Genomic DNA, 26166 nt, shown 5'->3' with positions numbered 1-26166 from the left:
GCCAGCAAATGGCGGTGACACCGACTGCGGGCCGCTGCGGCAGCGGGGGAGCAGCCCTTGCGCTCAGGCGAACCTCGCCGTCAGGTCTTCCCGCAGATCGCAATACTCACCGTCGGTCAAACCCAGGTGCTCGAGTGCTTGACTACCCATTCTTGCCCAGGCGCTGGTGTCGCGCAGGCGAATGTTTTCGTCATGAAAACATTCGGCCAGCACGTTGATGGCGATCAACGTTTGTGCTCTCGGACTGACCCCCTCCCTGTCGGTGAAGGTCGCCGGGTCGTGGTGATAGAGAATGCCTTCGCAGATCGCCTCGGGTAGAAACCACCCCTTGGCCACCAGATAGCCAAGCGTCGCGTGGTCAGTGGTGTGCCGTTCCCTTTCCACGGCGGCGAAGGGTCGGTCGCCGGAGTTCTCCGCCAGCAGCAGGGTCTGCGGGTAATCCGGAAATTTCTGGGTCAGGATCGGGATACCCACGTCATGGAAGAGGGCGAAACAGTAGGCGTCATCGCGGGGTCCCCTGGGGATGGTCTGGGCGATGCGGCTGGCGATGCCGGCGACCTGCTCGGCGCGGTCCCAGAATTCTTCCAGAGTCCTTCCCTGCCCAGTTACCGCCTTTCTGAGTATCAGACCGGTAACGATCTGGGTGGCGGTGCGCATGCCCAGAATGGTTACCGCCTGGGCAGCGGAACTGGTCCGCTTGGCGAGTCCGAAGAAGGGCGAGTTGACGGTTTTCAGAACGGCTGCGGTGAGCCCGACATCGGCCTCGATCAGGCGGGCGACAATCCGCGGGTCGGGGTCGTCCTTCCTGAGTTCGCTCTCGATTTGCAGTAACACCTGCGGCCTGGAGGGTATCGCGATCCCCTTCAGCGTCTTTTCGATCACATCCGCGGCTATCGTCTTGCTCATCTCTTTTTCTCAATCGCTACCGGACCATGAGGCCTTCGATGCACGAACGCTGGAGCCGGATCGTCGCCGGCCAGCCTGCATGGACCATGTCGTCAATCGATGATTATCACACCAATCGCGCAGCACGGGCGCTTTGGGGGGCAGCGCATTGCAACCGAGTGTGCGGAAATTTACAGTCCGGGATGCGACTTGCAGGCCCTGACGGCCACGTCGGTCGGCTGCGTCCTCCCGGCCCGTCGGGGCCTGCGCGGCGGCTATAATCGTGGACCGATTACCAGGAATACCTGATCCATGCCCGATCTGCTCGCGAATCTCAATGCGCCTCAGTTGGCCGCCGTCACGCTGCCGCCGCAACATGCCCTGATCCTCGCCGGGGCCGGCAGCGGCAAGACGCGGGTACTGACCACCCGCATCGCCTGGCTGATCTCGACCGGACAGGTCGGGCCGCAGGGGATCCTGGCGGTGACCTTTACCAACAAGGCGGCCAAGGAGATGCAGTCCCGCCTGGCGGCGATGCTGCCGATCAACACCCGCGGCATGTGGATCGGTACCTTCCACGGTCTCTGCAACCGCTTCCTGCGCGCGCACTGCCGCGAGGCCGGGTTGCCCGCGCAGTTCCAGATTCTCGATGCCGCGGACCAGTTGGCGGCGATCAAGCGCCTGCTCAAGAACCTCAACGTCGACGACCAGAAGTTTCCGCCGCGCGAACTGATGCACTTCATCAATGCCCACAAGGAGCAGGGGATTCGCGCCGCACAGGCCGAAGCCTACGACCAGTTCACCAGTCGTCGCGTCGAGTGGTACGCCGAGTATGAAGCGCAATGCCAGCGCGAAGGGGTGGTCGACTTTGCCGAACTGCTGCTGCGTTCGTACGAACTGCTGCAAAGCAACGAGCCGCTGTGCCACCACTATCAGGCGCGCTTCCGGCACATTCTGGTCGATGAGTTTCAGGACACCAACCGCCTGCAGTACGCCTGGCTGAAGCTGCTGGCCGGTCGCGGCGGCGTCCCTCCGGAAGGCGGCGGCGCCTGCCTCTTCGCAGTGGGCGACGACGACCAGTCGATTTACGCCTTCCGCGGCGCCGAGATCGGCAACATGCGCGACCTGCAGCGCGAATTCGAACTGGCGAACGTGATTCGCCTGGAACAGAACTATCGCTCGCATGGCAATATCCTCGACGCCGCCAATTCGCTGATCAAACAGAATCGCGGCCGCCTCGGCAAGAATCTGTGGACCGAGGCCGGCGCCGGCGAACCGATCCGTGTCTTCGAGGCCTTTTCCGACGTGGATGAAGCGCGTTTCATCGTCGAGGAGATTGGCGAACTCGTGCGCGCAGGCGCCCCGCGCGATCAGATGGCCGTCCTGTACCGCTCCAACGCACAATCGCGGGTGCTCGAACACCAGTTGTTCACCCTGGCAGTGCCGTATCGTGTGCATGGCGGCCTGCGCTTCTTCGATCGCCAGGAAGTCAAACATGCCCTGGCCTACCTGCGCCTGATCGCCAATCCCGACGACGACACGGCCTTTGCCCGTGTCGTGAATTTTCCGACGCGCGGGATCGGTACGCGCAGCATCGAAGCCCTGCAGGAAGCGGCGCGTTGCGCCAATTCGAGCCTGTACAATGCGGCGGCGAGTCTCGCCGGCAAGGCGGGCACGTCACTCGCCCGCTTCGTCCGCCTGATCGAGGACTTGCGCAGCGAGACCAGGGATTTGCTCCTGCCCGAGGTGATCGACCGGATCATCGACCGGAGCGGTCTGCGCCAGCACTATCTGACCGACAAGGAAGGCCAGGACCGACTCGAGAACCTCGACGAACTGATCAACGCGGCCACGGGCTTCCTCCGTGAGGAGGGGGCTGCGTCGGGTGATGGCGATGCTGTGCCGGATGGCGGGCCGCTGGCCGCCTTCCTGGCGCATGCCTCGCTGGAGGCCGGCGAGCATCAGGCGGGCGAGGGACAGGAAGCGGTTCAGTTGATGACCGTGCACGCCGCCAAGGGCCTGGAGTTCGATGTCGTCTTCATCTCCGGCCTGGAGCAGGGTCTTTTCCCGCACGAGAATGCCGCGCTCGAACGCGACGGCCTGGAGGAAGAGCGGCGGCTGATGTACGTCGCCGTCACGCGTGCCCGCCACCGGCTTTATCTGAGCCACGCGCAGACGCGCCTGCTGCACGGGCAGACCCGCTATTGCCTGCCATCGGCGTTCCTCGACGAACTGCCGCCGGAACTGCTGCGCAAGGTCGGTCGCGCCGCCACGGTCGCGCGTCCGGCGGTTGCCGTCAGCGGGCAAGCGACGGCCCCGGCCGGGGCCGGGGCGCTGCGGGTCGGCCAGAACGTGCGGCATGCCCGGTTTGGCGTCGGTGTCATCGTGTCCGCCGAAGGTTCCGGGCCGGAAGCGCGCGTGCAGGTCAATTTCGGCGCCGGCGGCATGAAGTGGCTGGCGCTCGAGTATGCGCGGCTGGTACCGCTCTGAGCCGAGCGGCGAGCGCGAGAACCGGCCGGCCGACGAAGCTGCTGCCGTGCATCGGCAAAGGCATTTGCGCACGGATTGTGTGCATAAGCCTGTGGAAGGACTGTCCATGCAGGGTTCAAGTGGCAGACAGCAATGGTTTTTTTGCACTTGCCCAGAAAGCGGGCAGACCACTAGACTGTAGCCTTAAACCAGAGGAGGAGATAGTCATGCCGTTTGCCATTCGTATGCACCAGACCGGGGGCCCCGAAGTCATGTGCTGGGAGGAGCTTGAGGTCGGCGACCCGGCGCCCGGGGAGGCGCGTGTGCGTCACCAGGCGGTCGGTCTCAACTACATCGACATCTATCATCGTAGTGGCCTCTATCCGTTGCAGTTGCCGAACGGTCTCGGGCTCGAAGCCGCCGGCTGCGTCGAGGCCGTCGGCGCCGGGGTCAGTGATCTGCATCCCGGCGACCGGGTCGCCTACGCCGGGGGACCGGTCGGCGCTTACAGCCAGGTGCGCTGCCTGCCCGCCGACCGTCTGCTCAAGCTGCCCGAGAACATCGATTTCCGTACCGCGGCGGCGATGATGCTGCAGGGTTTGACCAGCGCCTATCTGCTGCGCCGTACCTATCACGTGCAGGCCGGCGATAACGTACTGATCCACGCGGCGGCGGGTGGCGTTGGCCTGATTGCCTGTCAGTGGGCCAAGGCCCTGGGTGCCACGGTGATCGGTACGGTTGCAGGCGCAGCCAAGGCGGCGCTGGCCCTGGCGCACGGCTGCGACCACGTGATCGACTACTCGCGCGAGGATTTTCCCCGGCGGGTCCGTGAAATCACCGCCGGCGAGGGCGTGGCCGTAGTTTACGATGGGGTCGGCAAGGACACCTTCGGCGGCTCGCTCGACAGCCTGCGGACCTGCGGGATGATGGTCAGCTTCGGCAACGCCTCGGGTCCCGTGCCGCCTTTCGATCCCCTGCTGCTGTCGCAGAAGGGCTCGCTGTTCCTGACGCGCCCGACGCTGATGCATTACACGGCCAGGCGTGCCGATCTGGTTGCGCTGGGCGCCGAGCTGTTCGAGGTCGTCGGCTCGGGCAAGGTCAGGATCGAAGTCAACCAGACCTACCCGCTGGCAGAAGTGGCGCGCGCGCATCGCGACCTGGAAGCACGCAAGCATACCGGATCGACCATCCTGTTGCCTTGATGAAGCGCCTGCAGGCCCGCCTGGTTGCACTGCGCTACCTGCTGGCGACGGCATGGCCGATCGTCCTGATCACGGCCATCGGCCTTGCCGTCGCTTACCAGTTCGTCGAGCCGGAACCGCCCCGACGCATCAGCATCAGCACCGGTAGCGAGAACGGCGCCTACTACGCCTACGCGCAACGCTATGCCGCGCTGCTGGCCGGCAAAGGCATCACCCTGGAGATCATGACCTCGGCGGGTTCGCACCAGAACCTCGAGCGCATCGAAAATGGCGAGGCCGACGTGGCCTTCGTGCAGGGGGGCATTGCCCTGCGGGCGCCCGACGATGACGAGGAAGCGGGTCCTCTGCGTTCGCTCGGCAGCGTCTCTTATGAGCCGGTGTGGGTGTTCTATCGGGGTGCGCAGCGGGTCGACAAGCTCCACCAGCTCGGCGGCAGGCGCATCGCCGTCGGCGAGGAGGGCAGTGGTATTCGGGGCCTCGCCCTGCAGTTGCTGGAAGCCAACGAAATTCCCGCCAACAGCCCGAACCTGCTGCCGCTTGCCGGCTTGAACGCCGCCGAAGCGCTGCAGCAGGAACAGATCGACGCCGCGTTCATCGTCGCCGCGCAGGAAGCGCCGGTGGTGCAGGTGATGCTGCGTTCGCCGGGATTGCGGGTGGTCAGCCTGAGCCAGGCCGATGCCTACCTGCGACGCTTCCCGTTCCTGTCCAAGATCGTGCTGCCGCGCGGGGTCGTCGACCTGGTGCGCGACGTGCCGCCCCGGGACACCGTGCTGCTGGCGACGACGGCCAACGTCATCGTCCGCGAAGACCTGCACCCGGCCGTCGCCGGCCTGCTGTTGCAGGCGATGACCGAGGTTAACGGCAGGGGCGGTTTCTTTCAGCGCGCCGGTGAGTTCCCGGCGTACAAGGACCAGAGCTTTCCGTTGTCGAGCGACGCGGCGCGCTACTACAAGTCTGGTCCGCCCTTCCTGCAGCGTTATCTACCGTTCTGGATGGCGGTGCTTGTCGAGCGCCTGTTGGTGATGATCCTGCCGCTGCTGATGTTGTCGCTGCCGCTGCTGAAGTTCGCACCTGCCCTGTACAGCTGGCGAGTGCGCTCGAAGATCGTGCGCTGTTACGGTGACCTGAAGTTCCTCGAGAGCGACCTGCGCCGGAACTACGAACCGGCCCGCCGGCAGGAGTACGTGCAGCAGCTCGACCGCATCGAAAACGACGCCAGCACACTCAATATCCCACTGGCTTTCAGTGATCTGCTTTACACTCTGCGTGAGCATATCAACCTGGTTCGTGAGGAGCTTCGCCGGCTTGCCACGGTCCATGACAAGGACAATAGAGAATGATGAAATCCTTCCTGATTGCGAATCCCAAGGGCGGTTCCGGAAAATCGACGCTGGCGATCAACCTGGCCGGCCATCTCGCGCGCAGTGGGCATCGGGTGATGCTCGGTGACGTCGATCGTCAGCAGTCGTCGCGGGAATGGCTGCGCTTGCGGCCATCGATCCTGCCGACGATTCGCAGTTGGGAGATCGAACCCGGAAAAACCGCGCGCCCACCGAAAGGGACCACGCATGTCGTGCTGGACACGCCGGCAGGCCTGCATGGCAAGGCGCTCGACACGGTCGTCAAGCAGGTGAACCGGGTGATCGTTCCGGTCCAGCCGTCATTGTTCGACATCCTCGCGACCCGCCACTTCATCGAGGCGCTGCTCGAAGAAAAGGCCGTGCGCAACGAACACGCGTTCGTGGCCGTCGTGGGCATGCGGGTCGATCCACGCACCCGCGCTGCCGCTGAACTCGAGCGTTTTCTCGCCCAGTACGACCTGCCGGTGCTCACCCATCTGCGCAATACGCAGCTCTACGTGCAGACGACGTTGAACGGGATGACCATGTTCGATCTGTCGGCGTCGCGTGCAGCCAAGGATCTCGAACAGTGGCAGGCGATCATCGAGTGGGTGAACAGCTAGCCGTGGGCTGGCACGGTCCTCGTCGCGGCGCCTCTCCGGGCTTGACCGCTGCGGTCAGCACCGCCGACTGAATCGCGCGCCGCGCTGCGATCGTCGCGTTGGGCATTCCGCCTCGGGGTAAAATGGCGGGATGCCTGAAATCCCGTTCATCCACCTTCGCCTGCACAGCGAATACTCGATCACCGATGGCATCGTTCGCCTGAACGACGCGGTCGCACGCGCTGCCAGCTACGGCATGCCGGCGCTGGCGCTGACCGATCTCAGCAATCTCTTCGGCCTGGTCAAGTTCTATTACACGGCACGCAGCAAGGGAATCAAGCCGCTGCTCGGCAGCGACGTCTGCATCGCCAACGAAACCGATCCCGATCGTCCCAGTCGCCTGTTGCTGCTCTGCCGCTCCCGGCAAGGTTACCTGCAGCTCTGCGAGTTGCTGTCGCGTGCCTACCTCGCACCGCGCGTGCGCGGGCGGGCCGAAATCACGCGCCGGATGCTGCAGGAGGTCGGCGTCGATGGCCTGATCGCGTTGTCGGGCGCCGCTGCCGGCGACGTCGGCGAGGCCCTGCTGCAGGGCAACCGCGAACAGGCGGCAAGTCGCGCACGGCGTTGGGAGGAACTGTTTCGCGGTGCCTTCTACCTCGAAGTGCAACGTTATGGGCAGGCGCAACAGGATGTGCTGGTCGCTGCCACCGCCGATCTGGCGGCGGAACTCGAGTTGCCGCTGGTGGCCACGCATCCGATCCAGTTTCTCGAACGCGACGATTTCAAGGCGCACGAAGCGCGGGTGTGCATTGCCGAGGGCTACATGCTCGGGGATGCCCGCCGTCCGCGCCTGTACACCGAGGAACAGTACTTCAAGTCGGCCGCTGAAATGGTCGAGTTGTTTGCCGACCTTCCCGATGCGCTGGCGAACGCGGTGGAAATCGCCAAGCGCTGCAATCTGCAGATCACGCTCGGCAAGAGCTACCTGCCGGATTTCCCGACGCCACCGGGGGTGACGCTCGACGATTTCCTCCGCCGCGAGGCGGTAACCGGCCTTGAGGTGCGCCTGCAGCAGCTCTTCCCTGATCCTGCCGAGCGGGCGGCGCAGCGTCCTGCCTACGATGCGCGCCTGCAGCTGGAAACCGATACCGTCGTGCAGATGGGGTTTCCGGGCTACTTCCTGATCGTTGCCGACTTCATCAACTGGGCCAAGCACAATGGCTGTCCGGTCGGTCCCGGACGCGGCTCGGGCGCCGGTTCCGTCGTCGCTTATGCTCTGGGCATTACCGACCTCGACCCGCTGCGCTACGCCCTGCTCTTCGAGCGCTTCCTGAATCCCGAGCGGGTTTCGATGCCCGACTTCGACATCGACTTCTGCCAGGACAATCGCTGGCGGGTGATCGAGTACGTGCGCCGGAAGTACGGGGCGGCGGCCGTGTCGCAGATCGTCACCTTCGGCACCATGTCTTCGAAGGCGGTCATTCGCGACGTCGGGCGCGTGCTCGACCTGCCGTACAGCTTTTGCGACCAGTTGTCCAAGCTGATTCCGGTCGAGACCAACAAGCCGCTGTCGCTGGCCAAGGCGATTGCCGCCGAGCCGCAACTGAAAACGCGCATCGAAAGCGAGGAAGAAGTCCGGGATCTGTTCGACCTGGCGGCGCGTCTCGAAGATCTGACGCGCAATGTCGGCATGCATGCCGGTGGAGTATTGATCGCCCCCGGCAAACTCACCGATTTCTGCCCGGTCTATTCTGCCGATGGCGGCGGCTCGGTGGTTTCCCAGTACGACAAGGACGACGTGGAAAAAGTCGGCCTGGTGAAGTTCGACTTCCTCGGCCTGCGCAATCTGACGATCATCAAGCTGGCAGTCGACTACGTCGAAAAACTGAGTGGCCAGCGCCCCGATCTGGCGGCGCTGGCCTTCGACGATCCGCGGGCCTACCAGATCCTCAAGGACGGCAACACGACGGCGATTTTCCAGGTCGAATCGGAGGGCATGAAGAAGCTGGTCAGGAAGCTCGCGCCCGACCGTTTCGAGGACATCATCGCCGTGCTTGCCCTCTACCGGCCGGGTCCGCTCGGTTCGGGGATGGTCGACGACTTCATCCTGCGCAAGAAGGGCCAGCAGAAGATCGACTACTACATCGACGATCTGAAGGTCTGCCTCGAACCGACCTACGGGGTCATCGTGTACCAGGAACAGGTGATGCAGATCGCCCAGATCATCGGCGGCTATACGCTGGGTGCGGCCGACCTGTTGCGGCGGGCAATGGGCAAGAAGAAGGCCGAAGAGATGGCCCTGCATCGCGACCTGATGCGCGACGGGGCGAAGAGGAAGGGCTACGACGAAAAGCTGGCGATGCAGCTTTTCGACCTCATGGAGAAGTTCGCCGAGTACGGCTTCAACAAGTCCCATACCGCGGCCTACGCCGTCGTCACCTACCACACGGCCTGGCTGAAGGCGCACCATTGCGCCGCCTTCATGGCGGCAACGCTGTCGTCGGACATGGACGTTACCGACTCGGTGAAGATCTTTCACGACGACGCCGTCGCCAACGGTCTGCGCATCCTGGGCCCCGACGTGAATGCCTCCGAATACCGGTTCACGCCAGTCGACCGGAGCACGATTCGCTATGGCCTCGGGGCGGTCAAGGGAACCGGGGAACAGGCGGTGAACGCGATTCTCAAGGTGCGCGAAGCCGGCGGCGCATTCAAGGACCTCTTCGATTTCTGCCGGCGCGCCGACAAGCGGCTGGTCAACCGGCGCACCATCGAAGCCTTGATCCGCGCCGGCGCATTCGATTCGCTGGACAAACATCGAGCGCGCCTGCTGGCTTCGGTCGGCATCGCCATGGAAGCCGCCGAGCAGGCCGAACGCAACGCCATGCAGGTCAGCCTGTTCGACATCTTCGACGCCGCCGACTGCGGCGGCGAACAGGGACCGAGGTACGTCGACGTGCCGCCGTGGAGCGAAAGGCAGAAGCTCAACGAGGAGAAACTGGCATTGGGCTTCTACTTTTCGGGTCACCCCTTCCATGGTGTCCAGGCCGAAGTGTCGCGCTTCGTAGGCCGGCCGCTGGCCGCACTCGAAGCCAGGAAGGAGACGCAGTTGCTTGCCGGCCTGGTAGTCGGCGTGCGCAGCAAATTCACGGCGCGCGGCAAGATGGCCTTCATCCAGATCGACGACGGTACCACGGCGCTTGAAGTCTCGGTGTTCAACGAATTGCTGGAAGCCGAGCGCGCCAAGATCAGGGAAGACGAGGTGCTGATCATCGAAGGCCGTGTCCAGCGCGACGATTTCGCCGGCGAGGGCCGGGTGAAGATCGTCGCCGATCGCCTGCTGACGCTCGCCGAAGCGCGCAGCCGCTTTGCCCGTCACCTGCGCCTGTCGCTCAATGGCCAGGCCAGCGGCAGCAATGCGCGCAGCGCCGCGCAGCGCCTGCGCAGCCTGCTCGCCCCATACACCCCCGGTGATTGCCCGGTACGCCTGTCCTACCGCAACGCTGACGCGGCCTGCGAACTGGCTTTCGGCGACGCCAACCGGGTTCGCCTCGAAGACGATCTGCTGGCAGCGCTGCGCGAGTGGCTGAGCAGCGACAATGTCTGCATAGACTATGCCTGAGTTGATCCCGGAACCGCAAGTGAGTGCGCTACCGAAAATCCCGCTGCTGATCGACCAGGCGCTGCTCGACGCCGTCAGCCTGGCAGCCAGCGCCAGTCCGCGACGACGTCGGAACTGCAACTTCCACGCTGGCGACGCGGCACCCGCGCATCGTCTGCTCAACGCCATCGAGCCGGGCTCGTACCTGCCTCCACATCGTCACCTCGACCCGAACAAGGACGAAACGATGGTCGTCGTGCGTGGCCGACTCGGTGTCGTCTTTTTTGACGATCAGGGGCAGGTATGGCAGACGGCGGTCCTGGCCGCGGCGGGAACGGTATGCGGCGTCAACATTCCGTATGGTCTCTACCACACCGTGCTGGCCCTCGACCCCGGCACGGTGATGCTCGAAGCCAAGGCGGGCCCCTATCTGCCGCTGCTTGAAAACGAACGTGCCACATGGGCGCCCGGCGAAGGTGAGCCGGCAGCCGCGGCCTATGCGCAGTCGCTGCGCGAGCGCTTTGCCGAAGCCTGACCACCTTCCTTGACCAGAGCCGTGTCGTCGGCACGGCCACCCGCGGTCAATCGTCGAGTACGACGCTGGTGTACACCTCCTGCACGTCATCGAGGCTGTCGAGTACGTCGATCAGCTTCTGCATGCGCAGCGCTTCGTCACCGGTGAGTTGTGTTTCGTTCTCGGCCTTCATCGTGACGTCGCCGAACTCGGCCTTGAAGCCGGCGGCGGCGAGCGCGTCCCTGACCGTCATGTAGTCGCTGGCGGCGGTGATCACTTCCACCGAGCCATCGTCGTTGGTCAACACGTCGTCCGCCCCGGCTTCGATCGCGGCGTCCATCAGTGCCGCCTCGTCGGTGCCCGGGGCAAACAGCATCTGGCCGCAGTGCCTGAACTGGAAAGCGACGCAACCATCGGTGCCGAGGTTGCCGCCATGCTTGTTGAAGGCATGCCGGACGTCGGCGACGGTGCGGGTCTTGTTGTCGGTCAGGCAATCGACGATCACCGCCGCACCGCCGATACCGTAGCCTTCGTAACGAATTTCCACGTATTCGACGCCTTCGAGCTCGCCGGTTCCCTTCTTGATCGCGTTGTCGATCTTGTCCTTGGGCATGTTGACGCCCTTGCCCTTGTCGATCGCCAGCCGCAGGCGCGGGTTGAACGACGGGTCGCCGCCGCCCATCTTGGCGGCTACGGTGATTTCCTTGGCGATCTTGGAAAAGGATGCGCTGCGCTTTTCATCCTGGCGGCCCTTGCGGTGCTGGATGTTGGCCCACTTGGAGTGTCCTGCCATGCTGACCTCTGATGTTTGCTGGTTTGGTGCGGGTGTTGCCCGGAGCAACAAAGCTGACCGCAAATGGTTGATAATCAAGCCCCGCATTCTAGCACTTCCGGTATTGTCCGCCCTCTCTGTCACCATTTCCCGGAGCTCATCATGGTCAAACCTCTTCTCATCGCCAAACACGAAGACATTGAACTGGCGCTGCTGCCGGCGCTGGCCAACCGGCACGGCCTGATTACCGGGGCCACCGGTACCGGCAAGACGATTACGCTGCAGCTTCTGGCCGAACGCTTTTCAGCGATCGGTGTGCCGGTGTTCATGGCCGACGTGAAGGGCGATCTGTCGGGCCTGGCGGCGCCTGGCAGCGTGACGCCCAGGCTGCAGGAGCGCCTGCAGGCGCTCGGCGTCGAGGACTACGCGCCGGCGAAATGTCCGGTCACCCACTGGGATGTGTTCGGCGTGCAGGGACACCCGGTGCGGGCGACCATTTCCGACATGGGGCCGGTCCTGCTCGCGCGTCTGCTGAATCTGAACGACACGCAGGCCGGCGTGCTGCAACTGGTGTTCCGCATTGCCGATGACAATGGCCTGTTGCTGCTCGATCTGAAGGACCTGCGGGCGATGATCCAGTATGTCGGGGAGAACGCCAAGAGTTTTACCACCGAATACGGCAATGTCTCGGCGGCTTCCATTGGCGCCATCCAGCGCGGCCTGCTGACTCTCGGCGAGCAGGGTGCCGAGGTATTCTTCGGCGAACCGATGCTGGACATCGCCGACCTGATGCAGACCGACGACGGCCGGGGAGTGGTCAACATCCTTGCCGGCGACAAGCTGATGGGGTCGCCGCGTCTCTACTCGACGTTCCTGCTGTGGCTGCTTTCCGAGTTGTTCGAGCAACTGCCCGAAGTCGGCGACCTCGACAAGCCGAAGCTGGTCTTCTTCTTCGACGAGGCGCACCTGCTGTTCAACGAGGCGCCTGCGGCCCTGCTGGAAAAAATCGAGCAGGTGGTGCGGCTGATCCGCTCGAAAGGGGTGGGCATCTATTTCGTCACGCAGAATCCGCTGGACATTCCCGACACCGTCCTCGGGCAACTCGGCAACCGCGTGCAGCATGCCCTGCGGGCCTTCACGCCGCGCGACCAGAAGGCGGTGAAGGCCGCTGCCCAGACCTTGCGGGCGAACCCGAAATTCGATGCCGAGACGGCGATTACCGAACTCGGTGTCGGCGAGGCGCTGGTTTCCTTCCTCGACGACAAGGGTAGGCCGGGTGTCGTCGAGCGGGCCTCCATTCTGCCGCCGGCGTCGCGCATCGGTCCGCAGACCGCCGCAGAACGGCAGGCGACGATCACTACTTCGGCGATCTATGGCCATTACGAGAACGTGATCGATCGCGAATCGGCCTACGAGAAGCTCAAGGGCCCAGCCGCCGCGACGCCGCAGAACGCTGATGCCCCGGCGCCGGTCGGCGCGCAGCCAGGCGGTGGTGGCTGGCTCGGCGGCCTGAGCGATCTGTTCGGTGGTTCCGGCGGCGGTCGGGCACGCGCCGGCGACTCGGTGATCGAGACCGCGGCCAAGAGCGCCGCGCGAGCCATCGGATCGCAGGTGGGCCGCGAGATCATCCGGGGTGTGCTGGGTTCGATTCTCGGTGGTGGTAGCGGCGGTTCGCGCCGCCGCTGACCGGTCGCCGTTGGCGGATTTCGTCCTCTTGTGGTCCGGTTGCGGTATCGTCAGGCCAGTCATTGCCGTTTAAGATCGCCTCACACCCAACAAGAGGAGGTCCTGAAATGTCCGCTGATGATCATGTCGTGGGGAGGCGCCGTTGCGCGCTGCTGGTGATCGACGTGCAGGAGTCGTTCCGCCGGATGCCGTTCTGGTCCGAGGCCGACGTACCGGCCTTCAAGGATGCCTTGCTGCGGCTCGACGCCGGCTGTCGCGCACAGCACGTGCCGGTGATACACATTTTTCACGTCGGTCAGTCGGGGCCATTCACCGAGGACTCCGGCTACGTACGCGCGCTCGACTGGTTGCCGGGTTCGCCTGCGGTGAGCTTCGACAAGCACACCCACAACGCCTTTTCGGATACCGGGCTTGATTTGTGGTTGCGCCGCCGCGGCATCGAGCGGCTGATCATTGCCGGCATCCGCACCGAGCAATGCTGCGAGACGACGACGCGGGTCGCGTCGGACATCGGTTACCTGGTCGATTTCGTGACGGAAGCGACGCTGACCTTCCCGATGACGCACGCGTTCAGCGGCCGGACCTATACGCCTGCGGAAATCAAGGAACATGCCGAACTCGTGCTGGCCGGACGCTTTGCGCGCATCGTGAACGTCGAAGACTGCCTGGCTGGCCTGGGAGACGGACGTGCTTGAACTGCGCCCCAACTGCGAGGCCTGCAATCGCGACTTGCCGCCCGATTCGCCGGAGGCGATGATCTGCTCCTTCGAGTGTACGTTCTGTGCCGATTGCGTGCGCACACGCCTGGCCGGCCGCTGCCCGAACTGCGGTGGCGAGTTGCAGCGCCGGCCGATTCGCCCCGCAGACAGACTGGCGCGCCATCCGGCGTCGACGCGGCGCGTCTTCAGGCCGCTCGCCGGCACGCCGAGCGTCGCGACGGCCGGCGTCGCCGAAACGGCGGCGCGCTGAATCGATGCGACCGCTGGATCTGGTGCTGCTGGTGGTCAACCTCTTCGCCACCCGCCTGCTGGCCTGGCTCAGGAACCGCGCATGACCCTCGCGGTGTGGTTTGTGCTGACGCCCAACGTCCTGATGCTCGACTATGCCGGCCCGGCCGAGACGCTGCGCATGGCTGTCGAGATAGGCGGCCAACTGGTCGTCCATACCTGTGCGCCGGTACCCCGGCTGCGTACTTCGCTCGGTGTCGAACTGTCCGGACTCGCGGCCTTGCCGGCGCATCTGCCGCCGCACAGCCTGGTGATCGTTGCCGGCAACAGCCATGAAGCCGATGACTACGCGCGTCCCGAGGCGCACGCAGTGGTCTCCTGGCTGCGCCGTGCGCCGCAGCCCGATACCCGCGTTGCCAGCATCTGCTCTGGTGCGCTGCTGCTGGCCGCGGCCGGTCTGCTCGATGGCCGCCATTGCACCACGCACCACAGCCTGATCGAGGAGTTGCGCGCAGCGGCACCGACGGCGAAGGTCGAGGAGAACCGCGTCTTCGTCGAAGACGGGCCGGTCCTCACCAGCGCCGGCATTACCACGGGTATCGACCTGGCCCTGTACCTGATCGAACGACACGCCGGCACTGAACTGGCCGCTCGCGTCGCACGTCGGCTGGTCGTATATCAGCGCCGCAGCGGCAATGACCCGCAGCTTTCCGCGTGGCTGGACCATCGCAACCACCTGCACCCGGCTGTGCACCGCGCGCAGGACGCCATCGCGCAGGATCCTGCCCGCTCCTGGTCGCTCGAAGAACTGGCCGGACAGGCGCATGTCAGCGCCCGGCACCTGACACGGTTGTTTGCCGAGCACGCAGGGATCAGCGTCGTCGGCTACCAGCAAGGGCTGCGTATCGCCCGCGCGCGCGAACTGCTTGCCGACCGGCAACTGTCGGTCGAGCGCGTCGCCGAGCTGGCCGGTTTTGCCTCGGCGCGCGATTTCCGGCGCGTCTGGCGACGTTACGAAGCCCGCACGCCAAGCGCATTGCGGGCTGCCGATGGCTGAAGCGCCACCGTCGAGGCCGATCACCGTTTGCCCCATGCCGCCATTTCCGGCAAAACCAGCCGTTGATGCGGCAAGCCGACGTAATATGCCAAATAGTACGCCCATGGCCCTGCGGAGCATCCCGAGTTGTCCGACAAGAGGAAGTTCTCCGAGCGAGACATCTGCACCCAGTACATCAACCCGGCCCTGCAGTGTTCGGGGCGGGACCTCGCCAGCCAGGTGCGTGAAGAGGTCAGCTTCACCAAAGGTCGCATCATCGTGCGCGGCAAGCAGAAACATGCCGACCATGTCCTCTATTACGCGCCCAACCTGCCGATCGCCGTGGTCGAGCCCAAGGACAACAGGCACACGCTTGGAGACGGCAGTGGCTAGGCTCCACGCCACTACCAGGTGATTGCCATCAACCGCACCATCGAAGCCATCGCCAGGGGCAAAGGCGCCTCCTGCTGGTCATGGCGACCGGCACCGGCAAGACCTATACCGCCTTCCAGATCATCTGGCGGCTGTGGAAGTCAAAAGCCAGGAAACGAATCCACTTCCTGGCGGACCGCAACATCTTCGTCGATCTGACCCGGACGAACGATTTCAAACCCGTCGGCCCGGCGATGAACAGGAAGCCAAGGCCGAACTCGAGAATTTCTTCAACCCGGAAAGCCGTTCCCCTGTCATCGTCACCTCCAGCAAGCTGCTGACCAACGGCGTCAATGCGCAGAACTGCAAACTCGTCGCCCTCGACCAGCGCATCCTGTCGATGACCGAGTTCAAGCAGTTCGTCGGATGCGGCACGCGCATCAACGAGGATTTCGACAAGTACTGGTTCATCATCATGGATTTGAAGAAGGCGACCGAGCTTTTCGCCGACCCGGCCTTCGATGGCGATCCGGTGCAGAACTTCGAGCCGCAAGGCGATAGATCTCCCGTGCCTCCCGATGATCCTGGCTTGCCCGGAGATGACGCAGCGCCGCCGCCCGAATCGCCACTGTCGCCCGAACCGCCGGGCGAAGGGCGCGTCAGGTACGTCATCGGCGGCGAAATCGTGGTCTACGTCGTCGCCAAGCGCGTGCAGTACTACGGCCCCGATGGCCGGCTGATCACCGATTCGCTCAGGAACTACACCCGACCCGAGGTGCACAGGGAATTCGCTTCACTCGATGACTTCCTGCACCGCTGGAGCAGCGCAGGAAGCAGGCCGTCGTCGAAGGACTCAAAGCCCAGGGCGTGCTCCTCGAAGCGCTGGCTGATGAAGTGGGCAAGACACTCGGGAAGTCCTTCGATCCGTTCGACCTGATCTGCCACGTCGCCTTTGACCGTCCGCCACTCTCCCGCCGGGAGCGCATCGAGCAGATCAGAACGCGGGACATCTTCAGCCGATACGGCGAGCAGGCCCAACGGGTCCTGGCCGGTCTGCTCGACGAGTATGCCTACGCCGGGATTCAGGACCTCGAAAACATCTGTATCCTCACCCTCGACCCCTTCAACCGGCTCGGCACTCCGCATGAGCTGGTCCGCGCCTTTGGCGAAAAGCCCGCTTACCTCAAGGCCGTCCACGACCTCAAGCAACAACTCTACGCCTGAGCCCTTCACTCCATGTCGAACAGCACCACTATCAAGTCCATCCAGGACATCATGCGCAAATGCTGGTGTGTTCATGCCGGGAGGTAAGGTACAGTGATGGCGCGCGTTGACAGCCCTTGTGCCCTTGCCTATAATCCCCGGGCTTCCCGGGTTGGTAGCTCAGTCGGTAGAGCAGTGGACTTTTAATCCATTGGTCGAGGGTTCGAATCCCTCCCGACCCACCAAGCAAAACAAGCACCCAGGCCACCTTCAAAGGTGGCATTTTTGCTTTCGGCGCGGGTCTGTTTTCCGGCACCGGCACGGCTGTCGAAATGACCGAGGTCTTCGGCGTGGCACCTGGACAGGCGCCCTCCCCGCATACGCGCCATTTTTGCCCTACTTATCCCACACCAGGGCGCGGGGCGTTACAAGACGAGCCTCCGTCGGCGTGGTGGCGCAGCCCACCGTCAGGCAGGCAGCACCGGCCACTGCCATCATGGCCAGGCGCATCACGTGCCGGACTCCCGTTTGAGAAGCGCTGCAATTTTTCTGGCGTGGGCCATGCGCTTGGCTGGCTGCCGGCGTTGTAGGCGCCCGCAGCCAGCCAGCCATAGCTCAGAAGATCGATGTTCCGCGCCAGAATCCAGGCGCCAACATAGGTATTGGTGCACGGGTCGAGCAGCGTTTGTTCGCTGATGCCGTGCTGCTGGAGCACCGGTGGCCAGCGGCTGTTGATCTGCATGTTGCCTGATGTCATGGCTACCGTCAGCGTTCCGGTGGATCGGACCTGGATTGCCGGAAGACTCCACCCTGGAAATCGCCTGGAGAAGCGAAGAGGGAACCCGGTAGCGCGCCGCAGCCTCCTCGAACAGGTGGCGTTGCTGGTTATCGGGGGATCAGGAGAAACGGGAGAATGGGCCATGACCTGAACATCCCCGAGATGCTACAAATTCAGCATCCGATATCGACGGGGAAACGCGCACCAAAAGGAAGTGTTTCCGACGCGGCGGTTGGTTCGGCATCGACCCGTCACAACAAGGACACTTTGACCACCTCACGCCCATAAGTGGAGAACTTGCAAAGGCCTCCTCAACCTGACGTTGGATCAATCAACTGGGAATTTGGCAGCAATCCGGAGAAGCGACCGGCCGCTTCCGTGTAGCGCTGGAAGTCACCCGCTGCAGGCAAGTCGAAGGCACGCCGCTTTTTGGAAGGGGGAAGCAGGCGGATGGGGCGCTGGCTCATCCAGATCGACGTGGGCGTTTCGATGCTGATGGAAATAACATCTTGCGCATAAGGACTGGCACCGACCGAGCCGTACTTGTGGAGAATGTCCTTGTAGAGGTGGGCATGCTTCTGCGGCAAGCTCCAGGATTCCATGAGTACGCAGATGTAGTCGGCTGCGTAAATGGCGGCAAGCTGCTTGATGTGGTAAGCCCAGCCATCTTTCTCGTCGTCCGAGTTGCCACTGAAAACAATGGGAATCGTCTGCCCAGTCGAAAACGAGCCGAGAAATGCGGCAGGGTGCAGGCGCTCACCCTTCTTGAGGGTGTCAAGCGCTGTCCGGAAAAACGGACTGACGGCATCCAGATATTGTTGCGGAAGGATCATTTCCCGGCCATCTCCCTGGCGACGCCGTATTCTTTGTCCAGGCCGGACCCCGTCGCCGCCGTCGGGTCGAAGTACTTGATTCCCACATGCATGTAGCAAAGGAGCTGGAGGCCGGAGAAATCGCCTTCCAGGTTTTCCAGCCTATACCGGCGTAAAGGGTCATTGATGGCCAGACCCTGTTCTCCGAGCCTGGCGATCTCGAGCACAGCATTTCCCACTTTTTCGCGGGGTAGCATGTCGAACAGGCGAAACGCGGAGAGCATGTATTCCACTGCGTCGAGGCGGTAGCCCCCGTCCACGGCCTTGCGCAAATCGTCTTGCCCCTGCTTGTTTAATGTGAAAGAACCCAGTCTCCAAGCGCGCGAGTACCTGACCGCGAGCGGTCATGGAGATCGGTTGTCGTGAATCAAGCGGCTGCGGGGATGAAGCCGAAGCGAGTTAGCGCCTTGATCCAGCGAGAGGCGTTGCGCTGCACGGAGAGCTGCTCATAGTTGGTGGCGGAATCCCGGTAATGTTCGCCACGCTTGAGCATGAAAAAAATGGTGCGCAACATCTTGTGAGCCAAAGCGACGATGGCGCGTTTGTGACCACGACGAACGATCAACGACTGGAACTTGGCCTGGAACGCCGATTTTGTGCGGCTGGCGGCGTGAGCGAACTCACAGAGGAGTCGGCGGACGTAGGGATTGCCCTTGCGGACGCGTCCCGACTGGCGCTTCCCGGCCGACTCGTTGTTGCCCGGACAGAGGCCAACCCAGGAGGCTAGGCGGTCCGAGGTGCCGAAGACGCTCATGTCGCTGCCGATCTCGACGAGCAGCATGGCAGCGCCGATGAGATCGACGCCAGGTAAGGTTTGCAGCAGGGCGAGTGCATTGTGCTCGCTCGCCAATTCGGCGAGCAGGCGGGCGTCGAAACGGGCGATGCGCGCTTCGAGTTCCTCGATATGCCGCAATAGTTCGTCAAGAACGAACACGTGACTCGCGGTCAATTCGCCCTGCAGGGCATCGTGCAATTCCTCGCGGCTGGCTTTGAGACGTCGACTGGCGAGTTGAAGAACCTCATGCGGAGCCTGCCCCCGGAGAATCCCCTTGATCATCGCGCGTGCCGACTGACCATGGATATCGCTGACCACCACGCCCAGACGGATGCCGGCATCGGTCAGCACTTTGTGCATGCGGTTCTTCTCGGACGAGAGCAGCCCGACGAGCTTCTGCCGTTGCCGGGCGATCAGACGCAGTTCGCGCAGTCGGGCCGGCGGCACGAAAGACCCTCGGAGCAGACCGGCTCGCGCCAGGGTGGCCAGCCACTGGGCATCTCCGACATCCGTCTTGCGTCCCGGCACCTGCTTGACGTGACGGGCATTGACCACCGTCGCCCGGATACCGACCGCCTCCAGCGCCGCATACGGACTCTTCCAGTAGATGCCCGTGCTTTCCATGACGACTTCGTCCGGATCAAGCGCCGCCGCCCAGACCGCCAGCTCCCGCCGGTCCCGTTTGAACGCGCCAAATTGCCGCTGCTCGAGTCGTGTCTCGCCGCCCGATTCCTCGATGATCGCGCACGCCGTGACCTGGGCCTGATGAATATCCAGCCCAATGACCCGCTTGTGGATCGGAACCAGTTCCATACCGTCTCCTTTCGCCATAAACTTGAACGCGGGAGGCGGTGGGTGCCAGAACCGAAATTGCCTGAAGGCGACAGGTCGCCAACGGCCCTTTTAATGTGTGCGCTCGATGGCAGCAATCCGGGGTACGAGTCGGTTCAGCGGGTCACGTTAGCTTGCGGGGTCGAGCCGCCAAAATGTTGCGCGACCTCTACCCGCCGCTTCCCAACCCGCATCTTCTTTCATCATCCGGGGCGGCGGCAACTGCAATGACCGTTAGCATGCGCTTGGCGGCTTCAGCGTAATCGGTATCTGGGAATTTCTTGACGACGTCCTTGTAGACCTTTAGCGCCTCTTTCCGGTGTTCAAGACTATCCCCCAACGAGTCAAGGCATTGGGCAAGGCCCATGAGCGGCGCGGGGTTCTTGGGCGAGAGTCGAACAGCCTCTCTGAAGAAAACCAAGGCATCAGCGAATTTCCCGGCTCTGGCAAGGGTAGCCGCCAGGTTTTGCACGACCAGAGGGTTATTCGGAGCTATTTTGACTGCCGACCGAAGAATGACTTCCGCCTCTTCAAATCGACGCAGCTTGGACAGGGCCACACCGATGGCGATAGCTGCGTTGTCGTAACCAGGGTCGAGCCGCAGGCATTTGTTGAGCGGGATGAGGCACTCACCGGTTCGCCCCAGTTCCGATAGCGCCAGCCCATAGGTGTAGGCCACATCCGGATCATCCACCATGCCGTCCAGGGCTTCCAGGCCTGGCAGAGCATCTTCGATGAAGCCATGAGCACACAAACCTTCAAGGTACGCGAGGGGCTGAATTCCGGAATGAGGTACCGCCACGACCCTGACAACCCCTGCGTTTGCAACTATGGCCGCATTCCAGCCCATCGCCGCGTAGCCAAGGCTGATCGTGGTGACGACTGTCTGTTCGTGCTCAGGGGTACCCACTGGTGGGTACCCCGGGCCGGAGAACTCGGACAACGGCTTGGCGTAGATTTCGGGAGCTTGACGGCCGGTGGACATGGGGCTCATACCCAAAAATTATAGCGGTGCATTGTACTCCGGCATGCTCGCCGGCCAGCCTTCTACAGGCTGGTCGCCCGGGCATTTCAGGAAAACAGGGTAGCGTAGAGAGCAGGCTTCCGCATGTTGCCTGACCTTGCTCATTGCCGCACTTGAGTTCCGATAGTGGAAGTAGTTGGCCCAGCCTCTCAGGCTGCGGTTACGCTTCCCAAGATGTCGCTCAAGGGGGTGGCGGTCAGATTCCGTCCCGTCAGTCTCGCCTTGGTCTTCTTCAGCGACTTGTCCTCCGGGCGGACATTCGGGTATGGTTTTCCAGTGCTGGCCCTTCGACTCATCTGAATCGTGAAACCCCGGAATTTGAAGCTATCTTGAGTGGCATCCACGAGTTGGGTCTTCGCCTCATCGAGAAGAATCGGGATGCCGGAATCGATGAGGTGGCGAAGGAAATGAAGGAGGTGTGGTGATTGGGGGTGCGATTCCATTGATCGGATCCGGGGCGGTGGGCGGTGGCGCAGGCGTCCGCCAATCACTCCTTCTCGAACCCCTGGCTCGTGAATTTCAGCGTCCGGCTGTTCTCGGTGACGGTGCGCACGACGTGATCCGGCACCCCGGCGGGAATCGCCGCTTCTATTTCCAGCGTGACGGTCACCGTCGCGCCGACCAGTCCTGAGAGATGCGCAATCACTTCCTCGGCGATGCGGCTTGCGTCGCGGCCCACGCGCGCGGTGTCGAGGGTTACTGCACCGTGGAAGCGTTTGGCTTTCGTCGCCACGGGTTGAGGATCTGATGGAGTCACGTGTGGCGGGTGAGACTTCGTTCCAGTGTCGCCCCCTGGCGATTCCGGTCGCGCCACTGGAGGCGCCGTACGTTCCGCCTTGAGTTGCTTCGCCGCCACCTCGGGCTTGACCAGCAACCCCGGCATGTGAGGGTCGGACAGCATTACCATCTGCCCACCGCGCAAGCCTTTGTAGCGACCCGCCGCGGCATCGAAACTGTCGGCAAAGGCGAAGCTGTCCTGCTCCCAGGTCAGCAGCGTCATCCCGTCGCCGATCGCATGCAGAAGCACCGTCGAATCCTTCAGGCGCGGCAGGTAGAGATAACGGGCAAAATCCTCGACGAGTTGCTTCACCGCGACATGGTTGCTGCGCCAGAGCGGCACACGGTCGAGTTCCATGCGCAGGCGCGTCGAGGCGAAGCTGGTCAGGTACAGCTCATCGCTGCGCAGCTTCTTGCTGGCGCGCACGGCCAGCGCCTCCGCCCCGGATAGCCGCTGTGCCTCCCAGGTGATCGGTGCTTGTGGTGTCGCCTGTACCGGCACAAGCAGCCATTGACAGGTTTCCGGCAGCCTCGCGGTGACCGTGCCATCCGCCGCAGCTCTTTGCGTCTCGGCCTGGGTAACCTGATAGGGAGTCAGGTTGAGCTGCCCCTTCTCGGCGAGGATCGACTCCCACGCCAGGTATTTGCGTGCCGCTTCGTCGAGGTCCTGCAAGCGGGTCTTGTCCGCCGCCAGAAAAACCAGCGTGTTCCGGTACAGGCGGGGTGCATTGCCGCGCGATTCCAGAATGGCACGCGCGGCCAGTTCGCCGGCGCTGTTACCTTCCCTGCTGTACGGATGATTGACGCCCAGCACGACCAGGCGCGCGTCCAGATCGTCCGGCACATCGGCGCCGGTCGCTGGCATCGGATGAATGCGCACAAAGTCGCCCTTGCGCTCCAGATCCTTGCGCAGGCGTTGTTCGATCTCCTGCGCGACCTTGTCCGGATTGCGCTTGAACTGCTCGGCGCGGTCTTCGGCGAGCTTGGTGACCGTCGGCTGCGTGGAATACCAGTAGTGCGGCCCGTCCTGGTAGAGGTAGGTTCCCGCGCCGGCCAGGCGACGCAGGGCGTCGCCGAACACCGCCGGCGATTCGCCAGGCATCGCGCAGCCAAGTTTCACGCGCCGATCCTCGATCCCCTTGTGCGCGGCGTCGGTGGTCGGCGCCGAGCCCATGTAGATCGCGCGCGCCACCCGCCGGCACGCCGAGACGCGGCCCAGATTGGGCAAGTCCCGGTCGAGCTTCAGCGGCAGTGAGTTTGGCCCATCGACGTCCTTCTCGATCACCGGCACCCAGTTGTCCGAGAGATAGCGCGTCAGCTCGGACTGCACGCGCGCGTCGTCGATCGCCACGTTGCCGGGCAGGATCAGCGGATTGCGGTCGCCCTTCTCCCAAAGACTGTGAATCACCGCCGCCATCAACCGCAGTACGCCGCGCGTGCGCTGGAATTTGACCAGCGTCGACCAGTCGGTATACAGCCGGTCGAAGACTTCCGGGTGGATCGGATACGCCGCGCGGATGCGTTTCTCGTAGTCGCTTTCGCGGCACTCGGGTGGAAACTCGGCCTGCTGCGTGCGGTAGAAATCGGCGAAGGCGCGCGCCACGACGTCCCGGTCCTTGAACTGCGCCGGGTCGGCAAGCGGCTGGAACAGGCGCCGGCGAACGATTTCGAAACCTTCTTCGGCACTCGCCGGGCGCCACGAGGCTTCGACACGCCCGACGACGTTGCGCAGCCGGTCGAGCGCCTCGCGGCCGCGTGTACCGCCGACTTCGACATCATTGGCCTGCGTGTGTGGCGAGCCGGAGGTATCCGACGCCGGCAAGCTGATCACCAGCAGGCAGTTCTTCGCCAGCTTCGCCGATTCGGTCAGCACCTGCGCAAAGGTGAATTGTGTTTCGAAGCCGCCGGCCGGCAGGTCGCTCTGGTCGTGGAGTTGGCGCGCATAGGCCACCCACTCGTCCACCAGGATCACGCACGGGCAGTAGTCGTTGAACAGCTCGCGCAGCACGTCGCCGGGGCTGGTCGCTTTCTCATCGTCGGCGGCCAGCCGCGCGAACGCCTGTCTGCCGCCAAGCTGCCAGGCCAGTTCGCCCCACAGCGTACGCACGAGCGTGCCGTCGGGCTTGGTCGACGGGTTGCCCGGAGAAATCTTGTTGCCCACCAGCACCACGCGCCGGACGGTCGGAATCCTGCTGGCGCCCGCGGCGGACATCACTTCGTCGATGCCGGCCAGCTCGGTCGGCGCGATGCCCGAGAACAGATGGTAGAGCGCCAGCATCGAGTGCGTCTTGCCGCCGCCGAAGTTGGTCTGCAACTGCACCACCGGGTCGCCGCGGCCGGTGGTGAGGCGCTGCACCGCGCCGACCAGCATCCCCTTCAGGCTTTCGGTCAGGTAGGTGCGGCGGAAGAACTCTACCGGGTTCCTGTATTCGTCTGTCCCCTCGCCCAGATGCACCTGCCACAGATCGGCGGCGAACTCGGCCTGCTGGTAGCGACCGCTGGCCACGTCGGCATGCGGCATCACCACTTCGCGCCAGGGCTTGAGGTTGCCGGCCACGCCGCTCTCGACGGCCGTGCTGGCCGATTTCCGCTTTTCGCTGCGCGCCTGCTCGTCGAAGCGCACGCGCAGCAGTTCCATCTTCATCTTGTCCACGTCGTCCGCCTGCGCGGCCGAAACGGCGGACAGCAGACGCCCGGCGGAATCCAATGCGCGGTAGGCGTCGTCGCTGGAGAAGGGTTCCTGGTGCGCCCAGGCGTTGCGCACGCCCAGCAGTTCATTGACCAGACTGCGCTCGCTCTTGCCGAGAATCTGGCGGAAGACTTCGGTCCATTTGCGGTCCATGACCACCAGCGAGGCGGCGACGTCCTGCAGCGATTCGCCCTTGCCGGCGGCAAGGCGGGTGTCGGAGAGGATGTCCTTCACCTCGAACGCCCAGCCGTTGCCATACTTCGCTTTCAGTTCCCGCTCGATGAACGGCAGCAGACCGGTTTTCAGAAGTTCCAGCGCTTTTCCGACCCGCTCGTGGTTGGTGAGGGCCATGCTCAGTCTGCTTTCTTCAAGTTTTCCACTGCCCAATCGATCGTTCGGGCCACGCAGCCATCGAATCCCTCCGGATCAATCTGCTGCGGCTCGGCGCCCTCGACGTCTTCATACCGCAGCAGCACGACAAAGGGCACCAACAATCCCAATGCATCGGCATCGGGCGGCAACCCGATCTGGGCACGCCGCAACATCTCTACCAGCATCACAAGATTATGAGTCCGCGGGTATTCGATGCCGCGGCTCGACAAGACAGACTTCAACGCTTTTTCAACCGCCTGCCGGGCATGTAAACCCAGAACCCATAGGGGTGCATCCGCTTCCCCGCGCAGATGCCGAACCAGATAGAAATCGTCACGGGCACGGGCGAGCAGCGCACGAGCGTGATCAGGTGGCGAAGTCATGAACCTGCCCCTCCCGGTCCGCACGCCAGGCAAGCGTATTGAAGACCCGCTTCTGGTGCTCGAAAGTCTCGGCGCTCATGACCACCACATCGGCCGGAATCAGGCGTTGCCCGAGCAGGGTCGAGAGCCTCGCGATCTCGGCAAAGCGGTCTGCGACCTCGGGTTCGATCACCAGGAGATCCAGGTCGCTATCCGGCCTCGCATCGCCTCGCGCCTGCGACCCAAACACGATCATCCGACTGCCCTTGGGCAAGCTTTCGGCAAGACAGATCCTTGCCTGGTCAATCCATTCCATGATTGATCTCCCGTAGCACTCCAGAGTATTCAGAAGTTCCAGCGCCTTGCCGACGCGCTCCTGGTTGGTGATGGCCATGTGCGATCCCGGTTCATTCTAGTCGCTTGCCGCCAGCGCTTTCAGTTGACTCAGCAAGGCCGGTAACTCCTCGGTCACTGCCACCCAGACTATGCGCACGTCAATGTCGAAATAGGCGTGGACGAGACGGTTGCGCATGCCGATGATCGCCTTCCAGGGAATCGCACCATGCGCGCTTCGCGTTTCCTCGGAGATCTTGCTCGCCGCCTCGCCGATGATTTCAAGCGCACGCACGATCGCGAAAACAAGCATCTGATCACTGTCCAGATCGGCGCGCTGGCGACCGGAAATGAATTTCTGCACGTTATCGGCGGCCTCGATCATGTGCTGGAGGCGCCAGCGGTCATCCGGCGACATACTGCACCGCTGCCGTGCGCACTACCTCGTCGCGGAAGTAACGGGAGAGATCCTGCGCGGTGCGCAAATCGACCCTCCCCCCCCCCAGCATCTCTGACAGCGTCAGTTCCATGTCGGCAATGCCCAATAGACCGGGGATATGATCCGGTTCGAACTCCACCAGCAGATCGACGTCGCTGTCCGGCCTCGCCGTTCCCTTGAGTTGCGAGCCGAACAGCGACAGGCGGCGAATGTGATGCGCTTCGCAGAAGCGCGCCAGGGCTTCTTCGTCGAGGTTCAATAGCCGTTTCATCAATCGCTCCTTGG

24 protein-coding genes, 1 tRNA gene and 1 pseudogene are annotated in these 26166 nt (G+C 63.5%); 12 read left to right on the top strand and 14 right to left on the bottom strand.

Annotated features, from left to right (window positions below; all coding sequences use genetic code 11):
* Positions 1 to 63: 63 nt before the first annotated feature.
* Positions 64 to 906, bottom strand: a complete 843-nt coding sequence (locus tag AC15MQ_RS08495; RefSeq protein WP_483079877.1) for an HDOD domain-containing protein — start codon at positions 904 to 906, stop codon at positions 64 to 66.
* 291 nt (positions 907 to 1197) lie between these two features.
* Between AC15MQ_RS08495 and AC15MQ_RS08490 the strand changes: the two genes are divergently transcribed.
* The 6 genes from AC15MQ_RS08490 to AC15MQ_RS08465 all read left to right on the top strand — a co-directional run bounded on the left by AC15MQ_RS08490 (position 1198) and on the right by AC15MQ_RS08465 (position 10634).
* A complete protein-coding gene (locus AC15MQ_RS08490; RefSeq protein ID WP_483079876.1) occupies positions 1198 to 3375 on the top strand; it encodes a UvrD-helicase domain-containing protein in 2178 nt (725 codons plus the stop codon).
* Between the two features lie 206 nt (positions 3376 to 3581).
* Entirely contained in the window at positions 3582 to 4556 is a 975-nt protein-coding gene (locus tag AC15MQ_RS08485; RefSeq protein ID WP_287654890.1) for a quinone oxidoreductase family protein, read from the top strand.
* Entirely contained in the window at positions 4556 to 5896 is a 1341-nt protein-coding gene (locus tag AC15MQ_RS08480) for a TAXI family TRAP transporter solute-binding subunit (RefSeq protein WP_287667787.1), read from the top strand. Before AC15MQ_RS08485 ends, AC15MQ_RS08480 begins: the two co-directional genes overlap by 1 nt.
* On the top strand, positions 5896 to 6519 hold the full coding sequence (locus tag AC15MQ_RS08475) for a ParA family protein (RefSeq protein WP_287654922.1): 624 nt from the start codon (positions 5896 to 5898) through the stop codon (positions 6517 to 6519). Before AC15MQ_RS08480 ends, AC15MQ_RS08475 begins: the two co-directional genes overlap by 1 nt.
* Before the next feature lie 130 nt (positions 6520 to 6649).
* Positions 6650 to 10120: a DNA polymerase III subunit alpha gene (gene dnaE / locus AC15MQ_RS08470; RefSeq protein WP_483079875.1), complete on the top strand. Its 3471-nt coding sequence runs from the start codon at positions 6650 to 6652 to the stop codon at positions 10118 to 10120.
* Positions 10113 to 10634, top strand: a complete 522-nt coding sequence (locus AC15MQ_RS08465) for a WbuC family cupin fold metalloprotein (protein ID WP_287654886.1) — start codon at positions 10113 to 10115, stop codon at positions 10632 to 10634. Before dnaE ends, AC15MQ_RS08465 begins: the two co-directional genes overlap by 8 nt.
* Before the next feature lie 46 nt (positions 10635 to 10680).
* On the opposite strand, the gene AC15MQ_RS08460 is transcribed toward AC15MQ_RS08465, so the two are convergent.
* Positions 10681 to 11406 carry a YebC/PmpR family DNA-binding transcriptional regulator gene (locus tag AC15MQ_RS08460; protein WP_483079874.1) on the bottom strand — a complete coding sequence of 242 codons (726 nt, stop codon included), beginning with the start codon at positions 11404 to 11406 and terminating at the stop codon, positions 10681 to 10683.
* 141 nt (positions 11407 to 11547) lie between these two features.
* On the opposite strand from AC15MQ_RS08460, the gene AC15MQ_RS08455 reads away from it, so the two are divergent.
* The 6 genes and pseudogenes from AC15MQ_RS08455 to AC15MQ_RS08430 all read left to right on the top strand — a co-directional run bounded on the left by AC15MQ_RS08455 (position 11548) and on the right by AC15MQ_RS08430 (position 16874).
* A complete protein-coding gene (locus AC15MQ_RS08455; protein WP_287653271.1) occupies positions 11548 to 13071 on the top strand; it encodes a helicase HerA-like domain-containing protein in 1524 nt (507 codons plus the stop codon).
* A gap of 107 nt (positions 13072 to 13178) precedes the next feature.
* Complete coding sequence (locus AC15MQ_RS08450; RefSeq protein ID WP_483079873.1) at positions 13179 to 13766, top strand: cysteine hydrolase family protein; 588 nt, start codon at positions 13179 to 13181, stop codon at positions 13764 to 13766.
* Positions 13759 to 14040, top strand: coding sequence for a DUF1272 domain-containing protein (locus AC15MQ_RS08445; RefSeq protein WP_287653269.1), 282 nt, complete (start codon positions 13759 to 13761; stop codon positions 14038 to 14040). Before AC15MQ_RS08450 ends, AC15MQ_RS08445 begins: the two co-directional genes overlap by 8 nt.
* A gap of 81 nt (positions 14041 to 14121) precedes the next feature.
* Positions 14122 to 15075 (top strand): GlxA family transcriptional regulator, encoded by a 954-nt coding sequence (locus AC15MQ_RS08440; protein ID WP_483079872.1) that lies wholly within the window; start codon positions 14122 to 14124, stop codon positions 15073 to 15075.
* 126 nt (positions 15076 to 15201) lie between these two features.
* Positions 15202 to 16650 (top strand): annotated as a pseudogene (locus AC15MQ_RS08435) (type I restriction-modification enzyme R subunit C-terminal domain-containing protein).
* 148 nt (positions 16651 to 16798) lie between these two features.
* Positions 16799 to 16874 (top strand) — tRNA-Lys (locus AC15MQ_RS08430).
* Between the two features lie 155 nt (positions 16875 to 17029).
* Here the strand turns inward: AC15MQ_RS08430 and AC15MQ_RS08425 are convergent.
* From AC15MQ_RS08425 to AC15MQ_RS08370, 12 genes are all read right to left on the bottom strand, one after another.
* Positions 17030 to 17371 (bottom strand): lytic transglycosylase domain-containing protein, encoded by a 342-nt coding sequence (locus tag AC15MQ_RS08425; RefSeq protein WP_483079871.1) that lies wholly within the window; start codon positions 17369 to 17371, stop codon positions 17030 to 17032.
* 347 nt (positions 17372 to 17718) lie between these two features.
* On the bottom strand, positions 17719 to 18240 hold the full coding sequence (locus AC15MQ_RS08420; protein WP_287667305.1) for a hypothetical protein: 522 nt from the start codon (positions 18238 to 18240) through the stop codon (positions 17719 to 17721).
* Positions 18237 to 18551 (bottom strand): hypothetical protein, encoded by a 315-nt coding sequence (locus AC15MQ_RS08415; RefSeq protein WP_483079870.1) that lies wholly within the window; start codon positions 18549 to 18551, stop codon positions 18237 to 18239. Before AC15MQ_RS08415 ends, AC15MQ_RS08420 begins: the two co-directional genes overlap by 4 nt.
* Before the next feature lie 95 nt (positions 18552 to 18646).
* The gene (locus AC15MQ_RS08410; protein WP_483079533.1) at positions 18647 to 19867 is read right to left on the bottom strand and encodes an IS110 family RNA-guided transposase; all 1221 of its coding nucleotides are present in this window, start codon (positions 19865 to 19867) and stop codon (positions 18647 to 18649) included.
* A gap of 187 nt (positions 19868 to 20054) precedes the next feature.
* On the bottom strand, positions 20055 to 20870 hold the full coding sequence (locus AC15MQ_RS08405) for a tetratricopeptide repeat protein (protein ID WP_483079869.1): 816 nt from the start codon (positions 20868 to 20870) through the stop codon (positions 20055 to 20057).
* An 18-nt stretch (positions 20871 to 20888) separates the two neighbouring features.
* A complete protein-coding gene (locus AC15MQ_RS08400; RefSeq protein WP_353739655.1) occupies positions 20889 to 21062 on the bottom strand; it encodes a hypothetical protein in 174 nt (57 codons plus the stop codon).
* Positions 21059 to 21352: a hypothetical protein gene (locus AC15MQ_RS08395; RefSeq protein ID WP_483079868.1), complete on the bottom strand. Its 294-nt coding sequence runs from the start codon at positions 21350 to 21352 to the stop codon at positions 21059 to 21061. The genes AC15MQ_RS08400 and AC15MQ_RS08395 overlap by 4 nt, the downstream gene beginning before the upstream one ends.
* A gap of 44 nt (positions 21353 to 21396) precedes the next feature.
* Complete coding sequence (locus AC15MQ_RS08390; RefSeq protein WP_483079867.1) at positions 21397 to 24726, bottom strand: Swt1 family HEPN domain-containing protein; 3330 nt, start codon at positions 24724 to 24726, stop codon at positions 21397 to 21399.
* Positions 24727 to 24728: 2 nt separating this feature from the next.
* Positions 24729 to 25130: a HEPN domain-containing protein gene (locus tag AC15MQ_RS08385; protein WP_483079866.1), complete on the bottom strand. Its 402-nt coding sequence runs from the start codon at positions 25128 to 25130 to the stop codon at positions 24729 to 24731.
* A complete protein-coding gene (locus tag AC15MQ_RS08380) occupies positions 25114 to 25503 on the bottom strand; it encodes a nucleotidyltransferase domain-containing protein (RefSeq protein ID WP_287653259.1) in 390 nt (129 codons plus the stop codon). The genes AC15MQ_RS08385 and AC15MQ_RS08380 overlap by 17 nt, the downstream gene beginning before the upstream one ends.
* An 18-nt stretch (positions 25504 to 25521) precedes the next feature.
* Positions 25522 to 25860, bottom strand: coding sequence for a HepT-like ribonuclease domain-containing protein (locus AC15MQ_RS08375; protein ID WP_287653258.1), 339 nt, complete (start codon positions 25858 to 25860; stop codon positions 25522 to 25524).
* Positions 25847 to 26152, bottom strand: a complete 306-nt coding sequence (locus AC15MQ_RS08370) for a nucleotidyltransferase family protein (RefSeq protein ID WP_287653257.1) — start codon at positions 26150 to 26152, stop codon at positions 25847 to 25849. The genes AC15MQ_RS08375 and AC15MQ_RS08370 overlap by 14 nt, the downstream gene beginning before the upstream one ends.
* Between the last annotated feature and the right edge of the window lie 14 nt (positions 26153 to 26166).

It is taken from the genome of Candidatus Accumulibacter propinquus, assembly GCF_056856495.1.
Note: the sequence above shows the minus strand (reverse complement) of the source record. Positions and strands in the feature narration are given on the sequence as shown.